This window comes from Listeria goaensis (genome assembly GCF_900186125.1).
In the GTDB taxonomy this organism is placed as follows: domain Bacteria; phylum Bacillota; class Bacilli; order Lactobacillales; family Listeriaceae; genus Listeria; species Listeria goaensis.
In genome coordinates this window covers 384,292-396,714 of record NZ_FYBQ01000001.1, presented here as the reverse complement: position 1 = coordinate 396,714, position 12,423 = coordinate 384,292, and the positions used below count along the sequence as shown (strand labels likewise).

General features: G+C 37.6%; 14 protein-coding genes and 1 other annotated feature. All 14 genes read right to left on the bottom strand.

All coding sequences use genetic code 11. The features are described from left to right. Positions 1-5: 5 nt before the first annotated feature. Positions 6-1,499 (bottom strand): glycerol kinase GlpK, encoded by a 1,494-nt coding sequence (glpK, locus tag CFT42_RS01910; RefSeq protein ID WP_088808911.1) that lies wholly within the window; start codon positions 1,497-1,499, stop codon positions 6-8. Positions 1,500-1,559: 60 nt separating this feature from the next. After that, entirely contained in the window at positions 1,560-2,378 is an 819-nt protein-coding gene (locus tag CFT42_RS01905; RefSeq protein WP_088808910.1) for an MIP/aquaporin family protein, read from the bottom strand. Between the two features lie 332 nt (positions 2,379-2,710). Next, positions 2,711-3,001, bottom strand: a complete 291-nt coding sequence (rpmA, locus tag CFT42_RS01900) for a 50S ribosomal protein L27 (RefSeq protein WP_007475125.1) — start codon at positions 2,999-3,001, stop codon at positions 2,711-2,713. A 12-nt stretch (positions 3,002-3,013) separates the two neighbouring features. Then, positions 3,014-3,331 (bottom strand): ribosomal-processing cysteine protease Prp, encoded by a 318-nt coding sequence (locus tag CFT42_RS01895; RefSeq protein WP_088808909.1) that lies wholly within the window; start codon positions 3,329-3,331, stop codon positions 3,014-3,016. Positions 3,332-3,348: 17 nt separating this feature from the next. Then, positions 3,349-3,657: a 50S ribosomal protein L21 gene (gene rplU / locus CFT42_RS01890; protein WP_088808908.1), complete on the bottom strand. Its 309-nt coding sequence runs from the start codon at positions 3,655-3,657 to the stop codon at positions 3,349-3,351. A 10-nt stretch (positions 3,658-3,667) separates the two neighbouring features. Beyond that, positions 3,668-3,739 (bottom strand) — a sequence feature (ribosomal protein L21 leader region). Positions 3,740-3,793: 54 nt separating this feature from the next. Then, complete coding sequence (locus CFT42_RS01885) at positions 3,794-5,125, bottom strand: ribonuclease E/G (protein WP_088815256.1); 1,332 nt, start codon at positions 5,123-5,125, stop codon at positions 3,794-3,796. 56 nt (positions 5,126-5,181) lie between these two features. Beyond that, positions 5,182-5,982: a septum site-determining protein MinD gene (gene minD, locus CFT42_RS01880; RefSeq protein WP_088808906.1), complete on the bottom strand. Its 801-nt coding sequence runs from the start codon at positions 5,980-5,982 to the stop codon at positions 5,182-5,184. A 2-nt stretch (positions 5,983-5,984) separates the two neighbouring features. Further along, the gene (gene minC / locus CFT42_RS01875) at positions 5,985-6,659 is read right to left on the bottom strand and encodes a septum site-determining protein MinC (RefSeq protein WP_088815255.1); all 675 of its coding nucleotides are present in this window, start codon (positions 6,657-6,659) and stop codon (positions 5,985-5,987) included. Positions 6,660-6,819: 160 nt separating this feature from the next. Next, positions 6,820-7,341, bottom strand: coding sequence for a rod shape-determining protein MreD (gene mreD / locus CFT42_RS01870; RefSeq protein ID WP_088815254.1), 522 nt, complete (start codon positions 7,339-7,341; stop codon positions 6,820-6,822). Between the two features lie 2 nt (positions 7,342-7,343). Beyond that, complete coding sequence (mreC, locus tag CFT42_RS01865; RefSeq protein WP_088808903.1) at positions 7,344-8,225, bottom strand: rod shape-determining protein MreC; 882 nt, start codon at positions 8,223-8,225, stop codon at positions 7,344-7,346. Positions 8,226-8,304: 79 nt separating this feature from the next. Further along, complete coding sequence (locus CFT42_RS01860; RefSeq protein WP_088808902.1) at positions 8,305-9,318, bottom strand: rod shape-determining protein; 1,014 nt, start codon at positions 9,316-9,318, stop codon at positions 8,305-8,307. A 205-nt stretch (positions 9,319-9,523) separates the two neighbouring features. Next, positions 9,524-10,189 carry a RadC family protein gene (gene radC / locus CFT42_RS01855; RefSeq protein ID WP_088808901.1) on the bottom strand — a complete coding sequence of 222 codons (666 nt, stop codon included), beginning with the start codon at positions 10,187-10,189 and terminating at the stop codon, positions 9,524-9,526. Beyond that, a complete protein-coding gene (locus CFT42_RS01850) occupies positions 10,186-10,896 on the bottom strand; it encodes a prepilin peptidase (RefSeq protein WP_088815253.1) in 711 nt (236 codons plus the stop codon). The genes radC and CFT42_RS01850 overlap by 4 nt, the downstream gene beginning before the upstream one ends. A 241-nt stretch (positions 10,897-11,137) precedes the next feature. Further along, a complete protein-coding gene (locus CFT42_RS01845) occupies positions 11,138-12,418 on the bottom strand; it encodes a bifunctional folylpolyglutamate synthase/dihydrofolate synthase (protein WP_088815252.1) in 1,281 nt (426 codons plus the stop codon). Positions 12,419-12,423 lie beyond the last annotated feature (5 nt).

Genomic DNA, 12,423 nt, shown 5'->3' with positions numbered 1-12,423 from the left:
TTTTTTTATTTAAATGCTTGCGCCGCTTTAACAGCTTTGTGCCAGCCTTCATATAGCGTTTCGCGTTCATCGTCCTTCATTTCAACTTCAAATTTCTTGTCGAGTTTCCAACGTTTGACGATTTCGTTTTTGTCTTCCCAAACACCAACCGCAAGACCCGCCAAATACGCAGCGCCTAAAACGGTCGTCTCCAAATTGTCTGGCCGCTCAACTGGAACATTCAAAATGTCCGCCTGGAACTGCATCAGAAAATCGTTTGCGGAAGCACCTCCGTCAACACGAAGGGCTTTAAGCTTAATCTTCGAGTCTTCCTCCATCGCATGAAGCACATCACGTGTTTGATACGCCAGTGATTCAAGAGTCGCCCGAACAAATTGCTCTTTCTCTGTGCCGCGCGTTAAGCCGAAAACAGCACCACGCACATCTGAATCCCAATATGGTGCGCCTAGTCCAACAAACGCCGGTACGACATAAACACCATCAGAGGACTCAATCTTTTCTGCATAGCCTTGTGAGTCGCTTGATTGACGTAACATACGTAAACCATCGCGTAACCACTGAATAGCTGATCCAGCAACGAAAATACTACCTTCTAGCGCATACTCCACTTTTCCATCTAATCCCCATGCAAGTGTTGTCAGCAAGCCATTTTCAGACCGAACTGCCTTTTCTCCAGTATTCATGAGCAAGAAGCAACCCGTTCCATACGTATTTTTCGCCATACCACTTTCAAAACAACCTTGTCCGAATAAAGCAGATTGCTGGTCACCGGCAATGCCTGCCACTGGGACTTCCTCGCCAAAGAAATGGTAAGGTACGGTTGTTTCATAAACCTCAGAAGAAGGACGAACTTCAGGAAGCATCGATTTTGGAATATTTAACATATCCAGTAGTTCATCGTCCCATTTCAAATCATAAATATTGTAGAGCAGTGTACGTGATGCGTTAGAATAATCTGTGACATGAGCTTTTCCGCCAGTTAATTTCCAAACAAGCCAACTATCAATCGTTCCAAATAGTAATTCCCCATTTTCAGCGCGTTCTTGTGCGCCTTCCACATTGTCTAAAATCCACCGAACTTTCGTACCTGAAAAATAAGCGTCAATTAAAAGACCCGTTTTTTCACGAACCATATCTTCCTTGCCTGCTTCTTTTAGCTCCTTACAAATGTCTGCCGTTTGGCGCGATTGCCAAACAATTGCATTATAGATTGGATTTCCAGTTTCCTTATCCCAAACAACAGCTGTTTCACGTTGGTTAGTAATCCCGATACCCGCAATTTGTTTAGAGGAAATATTCGTTTTCAACAGAACGCCTGCAATGACGGCTAGTATGGAAGCCCAAATTTCGTTTGCATTATGTTCCACCCAACCTGGCTTTGGGAAAATTTGTTCAAATTCTTCTTGTTCTACCCCAATAACTTCGCCGTCACTATCAATAATCATTGCCCGTGAACTGGTTGTCCCTTGATCGAGCGCTAAAATGTATTTTTTTTCCACTACAATTGCCTCCTTTAAGTATTTTGGGGATACGCTCATCCCCAGATTATCTTATGTGTATTATACTAAATCTTTTTTCTTGTCGATTGTCATTGCAAAAATTAAAACGAGTACGAATAATGCCGCAAAAACCCATAACCAGACACCCATGTCTTTATTTACGACAGCGTTATAAACAAGTGCTCCAAGTCCTCCGCCTAAAATTGGTCCAAGGACTGGGACCCAAGAATAAGACCAATCTGAGCCACCTTTTCCCGAAATTGGCCAAACAAAGTGAGCAATACGCGGTCCTAAATCACGAGCGGGATTAATGGCATAACCTGTCGTTCCACCTAGACTCATACCAATTACAACGATTAGTCCGCCAACAGCAAGTGGATTCAAGCCGTTAGCAAATTGGTTCGCTCCTAAAGATAATAACCCAAAAACTAAAATAAAAGTACCTAATGCTTCACCAAAAAAGTTAGATGTATAATGCCGAATTGCTGGTGCAGTTGAGAAAACGCCTAATTTTGTCGCTTTATCTTCTGTTTTTTTCCAGTGCGGGTAGTAGTGTAACCAGACGAGTGTTGCCCCAATAAATGCGCCGATAAACTGAGCGGCAATATACGGGAGAACATAGTCCCAAGGGAATGCTCCTGCAAGCGCCATTCCAACGGTTACAGCAGGATTTAAGTGCGCCATGCTCATGTAACCGGAAACATAAACGCCCATTGTAACGGCGAGTCCCCAGGCAATCGCAACAACGACCCAGCCTGCATTCTCAGCTTTAGACCATTTGAGTGAAACGCCAGCTACAACGCCTCCCCCAAAAAGTACCAGTACAGCAGTCCCCAGTAACTCTCCTAAGAACTGTGTGCCTAAACTAGTGTCAATCATTTAGAACATCTCCTTTTTATCCTTAAGTTTGGTCCGTCTTTCTTTTATTCCCCTTAACGAACAAGCCAAACTTCATTTTATTTCAAAAAAAGAATGACAACCAAAACATTGGCAAATTATGAAAATTGCCGTTCTGATTGTCATCTCTTCTCCTGACAAGTTGATTAACTTGGTTCTATTAAATCACACTAGGAAAGCGCTGTCAACGAATGAACTTGCTATATTTTTCACATGTGGGAAGGATATATTTCATTCTTATGTAACGATTTTCAGCTATGACAGAAATATTTTCACATAAAAAAACCAAGGTGATAAACACCTCGGTTTTGATTTTACGCTTCTTGCGCAGCAGGATAAACACTAACTTTTTTCTTGTCACGACCCATACGTTCAAAACGTACGACGCCGTCAGTTTTAGCGAAAAGTGTATCATCGCCTCCACGACCAACGTTAGTTCCTGGATAAATTTTTGTTCCACGTTGACGATAAAGGATGGAACCGCCAGTAACGAATTGACCGTCTGCACGTTTCGCTCCTAGACGTTTAGACTCGGAATCACGACCATTGGAAGTGGAACCACCGCCTTTTTTGTGGGCAAAATGTTGAATATCAAATTTTAACATGAAATACACCTCCTATTTGGAGTTTATTTTAATATGATCAGGATAGCTGTACGCTAATGACCTAAGTTGATTCACCATTCCATTTAATAGGATTTGAACATTACTGTTTGCTACAAATTCTTCTGGAACTGTGTAAAAAAGATAACCGGATTCCTCTTCAAAAATCGGGGGAACACCTTCCATATCTTCTAAAGCACCAATCATTCCAAAAACAATGGATGACGCCCCTGCACAAACAAGATCTCTCCCATTTTCCGCAAAATCAGCATGTCCACTCATTGTAAACGAAACAATTTGTTCATTTTTCCAATTAATATTGACTTGAATCATGGTTTCGTCCTTTCAAATTAAGCATTGATTGCATCAATCGTTAATTTTGTGTAAGGTTGACGATGACCTTGTTTTTTGTGGTAGTTCTTCTTAGGTTTATATTTATAAACCGTAAGTTTCTTAGCGCGACCTTGTTTTGTAAGCTTAGCCGTAACAGTTGCTCCTTCAACAAAAGGAACACCCACCTTAGCTGCATCGCCGCCTACGAAAAGAACTTTATCAAAAGTTACCACATCACCAACTTCTCCTGCTAATTTCTCAACATAGATTTCTTGGCCAGCTTCAACTTTGATTTGTTTCCCACCAGTTTCAATAATTGCGTACATACTTGCACCTCCTCATACTCAGACTCGCCATCGTTGGGGGCAAAAATGCACTTGACCCAATTCTGTGCGGTTGTAGCGTGGTGCGCTACAAACATAACAGTAAAATAATATCATACAGAGTCTCTAGTGTCAATCTTTATTCTACTCGCGCAATTTGATAAAAAGGTACCGTTTCATCTGCAATTTCCCAGTCAATTGGTGCGTCAGCTAAAACGCCTAGATCTAAAAAAGCAGATAAAACAGCTTCCGTTGTGATGATTAAAATAAAATTAAGCGAACTAAGGTTATATGTTTTGAGCTCTCGTTCGAGTTCATACGCAAGTGAATTGGCAGATTTCACATGCCCTATCCCTTTGCAACTTGGACAGACATCAGAAGTGATTTCAAGAAGAGAGGCCTCTTTTTTTCGCCGTGTTAGTTGCATAAGCCCTGTTTTCGAAAAACCAGCAACTTGTGTTGTCACGAGCTCTTCTCTCACCAAACGTTCCATTTCCTCCAAAAGTTTTGCATGATCAACATCAGACATACCACCAATAAAGTCAATCACAATAAACCCACTAATTTGTCGCAGGCGCATTTGACGTAAAATTTCAGGAATAGCTTCAAAATTCACTTTTGATACTGTTTTTTCCTTCGTGAAATCACCTGAAAAGCTCCCTGAATTCACATCAATCACCCACATTGCTTCGGTTTTTTCAATAAACAAGGAAGACCCGTTTTTTAGATGAACGATAGGCTGCAACAATTTGACAAGGCTCCCGCTCAGCTTAAACGTATCGAAAATATCATCGTCTGCCACTAACTTTGTAGCAAACGGAAAGGAAACATCAGAAAAAACTTCTTTCACCTGATAAGCCTCGATAAAACGTGTGATTTTTTCAAAAAATAAATCTTCTGATGCATGAATAAGTCCCGGACGCTTTTGTTTCGCCGCTTTCTGCTCAAGCAAAGCGAATTCCCCGCGCAATTCTTCCAAGTGCGAAAAAAGCTCCGCTTCCGCCAAATTTTCCGCATCAGAACGGATAATAACCGCTTCTTCTGGCTTTAAAATATTGGTCACTGTGTCCCGTAACCTCGTTTTCTCATTTTCAGTTATGCGCTTTGAAACCGATACATATGATTTTCCTTTCATATAAACCAAATAAGAATTTGAAACCTCGACAATCCCCGTAACAAGAGGCAATTTTGTTTTCGACCCCATTCGAACAACTTGTACAAGCAAACGTGCGCCTTGCGTTGCGGCAACGTATTCAGGCAAGTCTTTTAAATGTAGGAAGCCCTTTTCAAACCCAAGATTCAAAAAAGCAGCATCTAATTTTTTATCAATCTTTTCAATTTGCGCTAAAAAAATATGACCTACTTGAGCATTTTGGCTCGGCCGAAAAAGTTGAAAATCAACCAATTGTTTATTATGAGTGACAGCAATTCGTTTTTCCGTATTTTTTGCATTAATAATAAGTTGCGGCATTAAAATCCCCACCTTCTTTAAAAAAAGCCCCCTTTTCAGAGGGCCTGTCTCATCTATTATTTACCACTAAAAAGTTTTTTTAACCGTGCAAAAAAGCCTTCTTTTTTAGTTTCAATCGACATAAGTGGAATGGATTCGCCTAAAATGCGGCGTACAATGTTTCTATAGCCTTGTGATGCCCGATTATTCGGTAACATTGCAACTGGATCGCCACTATTTGAAGAACGAATAACCTCATCGTCATCAATAATAATACCTAGAAGTTCGATGGACAAATGCGTTGTAATTTCATCAATATCCATAACATCCCCATTTTGCATCATTTGTGTACGGATACGATTAATAATTAATTTTGGTGGCTCGATATCTTCATTTTCGAGTAAACCAATAATTCTATCTGCATCACGAACCGCAGAAATTTCAGGTGTTGTAACAACAATGGCTTTATCAGCTCCAGCTACAGCATTTTTATATCCAGTTTCTATACCTGCAGGTGAATCAATTAAAATATATTCGTAATCCGGTTTTAGCTCATCGATTAACGTTTTCATTTGATCAGCACTTACAGCTGTTTTATCCGTAGTTTGCGCAGCTGGTAAAAGAAACAGTAAATCATCAAAACGCTTATCTTTAATTAAAGCTTGATGAATCTTGCATCTCCCTTCAATTACATCTACTAAATCGTAAATAATTCGGTTTTCCAGTCCAAGTACTACATCTAAGTTTCGAAGGCCAATATCCATATCAACCAAGCAGACTTTTTTGCCTTGAAGTGCAAGTGCTGTTCCTAGATTGGCAGTTGAAGTTGTTTTTCCAACGCCACCTTTCCCAGAAGTAATGACTATAGCCTCACCCATGTTTATCGTCCTCCCTCAAAATTCGAAATTTCAGGTCTAATTTTTCTAATTTTATGTATGTCATCAATTATGATTTCATCTTCGCGAATATAGGCTGAAAATAGTTCCGTATCCGCGATATCCTTATAATCTTCACTATCAAAGCCAAAAAACTTTTCCGCAATACGCACTTGCGAAGGATATAAGAATTTACCAGCAATGACCGAATCTTTAGCGCCTTCAAAACCAGCGTGTACAATTCCTTTAATCTGCCCTAAGACAAAAATATTTCCAGTTGACCGTATTTGCCCACCAGGATTAATGTCACCAATAAGAAGCACATCACCTGTAACTTGAATAACCTGCCCAGACCGAATGATTGTTGCGAGCGAATAGATTTGATCTGCTTCTTTCCACTTTTTCGCATCCGCCTTCGTCATCACGTTACTATAAAAAGCACCAATCTTCATTTGGCTATTTTGAACAATAATTTTCGCAATTCTAGCCTCTTCCTCTTCTGAAAAAAGCCGGTTCCCAATTTGGACTTGGACCGAAAGTTTCTCGCCAGAATAAGGTGCTGTTTTTTGTTCTTTTAAAAGGCTAATCAATTCTGCTTCTAGTTCGTTAATACTTGCAGTGTCGCTTAAGAAAATTTGAATACCTTCTTTTGTTCCTTTCATTTGGACATTCTTTTTCATTCCCATATCACCCCGCTAAACTCATTTTCTTAAAACCGATTGCTTGTTTTATTATAGCAGAACTTTTATCTCTTTAACATAAAAAACAGCTTAATCGTGCTTATCAAGCATAGCAACCTTCCATACTTGATAATGACTCACACGATTTTAGCTGTTTTTATTAGGATTCAGATTTTTTTAATTTGAATAAGAAATATCGGAACGGAAAGAAAACAACTAAATAAAAAGCAAAATTCAATATAAGCGTTGTCCACAATCTATAATCAATGAATTCCGGGAAACTCATTGTCGTTGTTCCAATTAAATAATAAAACGCATAAACAAGTACTTCACATAATATAACATTAAAAACAGCTATCAAGCCAACTAGAACGATATTATTCTGCAAAACCTTCAAGAACTTATCTGTTATATAAACGATGAATGGGAAAATAGCAAAGTAAATACCCATAACACCCGTATAATAAATATCAAATAAAATCCCTAAAGTAAATGCATAAATAAGCGTCATATTTCGTCTGTAAAAAGCTGTCATAATGACTAACATAATAAGAAGAAAATGAGGAATAAACAATCTCTCTTCTCCAAATAATACGTGTCCAAATTGAAGACTAACGACACCTTCTAAAATAAAAGTACCAATCATGATTGCCGGAAGCCAAATGATTTTCTTGACATTCATGACTAATTGCCTCCAGACGAATCAGTATTTTCATCACCAGACGTAGAAGTTTCCGCAGTACGTTTTAAAATCGTCACATGATTTAAATCATACATATCAGCACCTGGCTTTACATAAGCAGTTTGTGACAATCCCATTTTATCTGTTTCAACTTTTTCAATGGTTCCAATAAAAATGCCAGATGGGAATTTCCCACCAAGTCCCGACGTCACAATCTTTTGGCCTTTCGTAAACTTCATATCATAAGGTAATTGTTTTAATTCCAATAACTTATCATCACTATTATAACCATTAATAATCCCATAAGCCGAGGCGCTACCTTGAACCATCGCCGAAACACGATTACGCGTGTCAGACGATGTCAATAGCTCAACAGTTGATGACTTTGCACCAGTTGTCGTTATTCGCCCAACTAGCCCACCTGATGTAACAACCGCCATATCAGGTTTCACGCCATCTCTTGAACCTTTATCAATCTCAACTTGCTCATTCCAATTTGTCGGATTACGTGAAATGACAGAACCGTTTATAGGATCATAATCGCTTAAACTCGATTGAATATTAAGTGAGTCCTTTAATTCTTTATTCTCTTTTCGTAAATCTGCAACATCACTTTCCAGTTGCGCCAATTCTTCTAAACGTTCTTTTAAATGCTCATTCTCTGTATAAGTATTTTTTAAATCTTGCGCGCCACTTATAACACCAGAAACAAAGCTTGCTGGTTTCGAAACAACATTTTCTCCAAAACCAACAACATCTTTTACAAATTGTTCAGGCCACGATGCATTTTCTCTGTCTCTGAGAGAAAAACCGACAAGGGCCACAAGAACAATGATAGCTATCAGCATAATAATTAAACGCTTATTTAAAAAAAATTGTGGCATAATGAACACCTCATCTCGTTAATCCTCTTTTTTCGATTTGAAGCTAACACTTTCTAGTTGAAATAAATGAGTGTTCCATTTAGTTCATTTTTTTCTTTTTATACAAGTCCATATTTTCAAGTGCTTTCCCTGTCCCAATTGCCACACAATCAAGCGGCTCATCCGCAATAATTACAGGCATTTTTGTTTCTTCAGAAATGACAGAGTCTAAATTGCGCAGTAACGCACCTCCGCCAGTAAGTACAATACCTTTATCCATAATATCAGCTGACAATTCAGGTGGTGTATTTTCAAGTGTACTCTTAACTGCATCAATAATAGCTGAAATGGTATCGGATAGTGCTTCGCTAACTTCTTCAGGTGTTACTTCGATTGTTTTTGGTAAGCCTGTTACCAAATCACGACCACGTATACTGAAAGGTTCTAAATTGAGATTTGTAGCATCGGCAGAACCAATTTCCATTTTAATGGACTCAGCAGTACGATCGCCAATAAGTAAGTTATATTTTTTACGAATGTAATTAATAATAGATTCATCAAGGTCATCACCTGCAGTACGTACTGAACGGCTTGTGACAATACCTCCTAGAGAAATAACAGCAACTTCAGTAGTTCCCCCACCAATATCGACAACCATGCTACCAGTCGGATCCCATACAGGAAGCCCAGCACCAATTGCTGCAGCGAATGGTTCTTCAATTGTATAAGCATCTTTTGCCCCAGCTTGTCTTGTTGCATCAATAACTGCTCGTTTTTCTACGCCAGTGATGCCAGAAGGAACACAAATCATTACAAATGGTTTGCTAGCGCTCATTCCTTTGCTAGCTTTTTGGATATAATACTTCATCATTGCTGCTGTTGTATCATAATCCGCGATTACCCCGTCCTTCATTGGACGAATAGCTACAATATTGCCTGGTGTTCTACCAATCATATTTTTAGCTTCATTACCAACTGCCACTATTTCTTGCGTGTCTTTCTTCATTGCAACAACGGAAGGCTCTCTTAAAACAATGCTCTTTCCTTTCATGTATACAAGTGTATTCGCAGTTCCTAAGTCAATGCCGATATCTTTGTTTCCAAATCCAAACATCTGTATTCTCCTTTTCTTTCAAAAATTAACTTTTGTATAAGTAATCAATGAAGCTGACACATTTGCACAGTTCAAAAATTAAGTTTACCTTATCCCTCGAGTGCCACTATTTCTATCTAAACACATATACAACCATTACATTATAACATAACTGTTTCATCACGGCATTAATTTTTAATAAGAAGAAATAAAATTAAAGTTTTCTTTAGAAATACTTTTTTTCTTTCATACTAAGATGGCTGTTTTTGCCTATAATAATGTGGTCTAGCAGGCGAATACCTAATAGCTCACCAGAATTTGCAAGCCGTTTTGTGACTCTGATATCTTCTTGTGAAGGCGTTGGATCACCAGATGGATGATTATGAAAACAAATAAGCGAAGCAGCAGATAATTTTAGTGCAATTCGAAAAACTTCACGTGGGTGCACAACACTAATGTTTAAACTACCGATAAACACTGTTTCGCGATGAATAATTTGATTTTTAACATTTAAAAAGACACAGTGAAAATGTTCTTGATATAAAAAACTAAGTTCCGGCTGCACAATTGAAACTGCATCAAACGGTGTTTTTATCACATAAGTTGTGCTTTTTTCGTTTTGATTTAGCCTTTTTCCCATTTCAAGTGCTGCAACAATTTTCGCAGCTTTTGCAATGCCGATACCATTTATTTTTTGAAATTCTTCGATTGTAGCGTGTTGAACGCTATCCAGTTCCCTAAAGCGCATAACAATCCGATTCGCCACAGAAAGGACAGACTCGTTTTTTGTTCCTGTTTCAATAATTAAAGCCATCAATTCAGAGAGAGTTAGTGCATCAGGGCCATGCCTTACTAATTTTTCCCTAGGCGGGTCGTCCAATTTTAAATTCATTCAAATCCACCGACTTTCAAACATAAATAACTTAAATACCCAAGAAATATAAATGGGACAAAAGGAATCATTTTTTTTCGCGAAATTTTATGGGTTAAACAGGCTACACCTAAAGAAATGGCAGCAATTGTCAGCGCGTAGATAAATATTTTATAACTTGTTGCAAATCCAACTGCAGTACCTAGAATAATCAATATTTTAATATCCCCTAGTCCAAATCCTTTTTTGACAAAATAATAACAGGCACTATAAGCGATAAAGCTAATTATAAGTTGTATAGTAGCGAATAAAACCGCTTGATTTAAAAATTGAAAAATGAGTATTATTGTTAGAAAAAAGCCCAATGCAAGGTTAGGAACATGCAGAAAATAAATATCTGTTAAAAGAAAATAATACAAAAAGAGAAATACAATGAAATGAACCATACCGATATGATGCATAAGATAAAATTGATACAGGACAAGCATTAAAATTGGAAAAGTAATTTCTTGCCAAAAATACATCTTGTGTAGCGCTTTTTGACAGCAAATTGTTTTCCCTTTTTGGACGATATATGAAACAATTGGAATCATGTGTTTTAATGAGATTTCCTGTTTGCAGTAATCGCAATGAGAATGGCGAAATAGAAATGGTTTCTTTTGTGGTGAATTTTGCGCGCAAACGTGTAAAAAAGAACCAAAGATCGAACTGTAAATAAAAACAAACATATAGCACAATTTATTTGAACCTCCATTTTTTCTAGATTCTATCAGTATTTTTTAAGAAAGTCATATTGATAAAAATCTATTTTGGAAATGAATTACATTTAAATTCGTAAAGTTTGCTTAGTTAAAAATGCAATTTTCTAGGCAGACTTTCTTCGTAAAATCTTTTTTTCACCGTTTGCATTTTAGTTTGCGATAAACTATATTAAAAAAACTCCCCCATCTAGGAGGAGAAAATCAAACACTACTTTCTTAATAAAAATTTTCGAACTTCCGAAATAAAATAGAGCGAGCCTGAAATATATATAGTCGTCGTCAATTTAGCCGATTGTTTTTCCTGTATAAATTCTTTCCAATCTAGTACAGCGTTTATTCCGTTTTCTTTTGAAATTCGTTTCACATCGTCCTTCGAAAGAGATCTTGGAAAATCAAAAGTTGTTAGATAGAGCTGTACATGTTGAAGTTTTTTTAGAGATTGAATCATACTCGTATAATCTTTATCACTTAAAATGCTAATTAGAAGTTCTATATTATCTTCGTGTTGTAAATTATTAATAAGCGATTGAATGCCTTCAGGGTTGTGTGCGCCGTCCAAGACAAAATTAGGCAGCCCTTGAATTTTTTCTAATCTTCCCGGCCAAAAAGCCTCTTTTAAGCCTTGATAAATAGATTTCGTAGTTAGAGAAATATCACCTATTTCCCGTAAAATGAATAACGTTTGAATGGCAACAGAAGCGTTTTGAATTTGGTGATCACCATTTAAACCTGTTTCAAGATTAGGAAGTTCTTGATTTTTTGTATGAAAAACAAAACTATTTTTTGAAACTTTTTTAGAATTAAAATCCTTGCCGTAAAAATAAATAGTAGAATTTTGCTTATTGGCTAATTTTTGCAATACATCTATCACGCTTGGTTGAACTACACCTGAAACGGTTGGGACGTTTTGCTTGATAATACCACCTTTTTCAAGCGCAATTTCTTCAATAGAATTACCTAGAAACTCCATATGATCAAGGCCTATTGTTGTAATAACAGAAATAAGTGGCGTTAACACATTCGTTGAATCAAGGCGGCCACCTAACCCAACTTCAATGATTCCAAAATCGATTTGATCATATTCTGCAAAGTAAAGAAACATCATTGTCGTGATAATTTCAAATTCTGATGGAGGGCCAAGATCGGTTTTGGCGATTTCGGAAGCTATAGGAGCAACACGATTAGCTAACGTTACAATCATCTCATCTGAAACCGGTTCATTATTGACAGAAATGCGCTCATTAAACCGTTCGATATATGGGGATGTGAAAGTCCCAATTCGATATCCTTCTGCTTCAAGAACGGAGCGAATAAATGTTAATGTAGAACCCTTTCCGTTAGTTCCAGCAACGTGAATCCATTTTGCTTTTTTCTCTGGATTTCCTAGCGTTTCTAACATTTTTTCCATTCGCGAAAGCCCTGGTTTAATTCCTAGGCGTAACGTTCCATGAATCCAATCTAAAGCTTCATCATATGAAGTGAATTTCAAATATA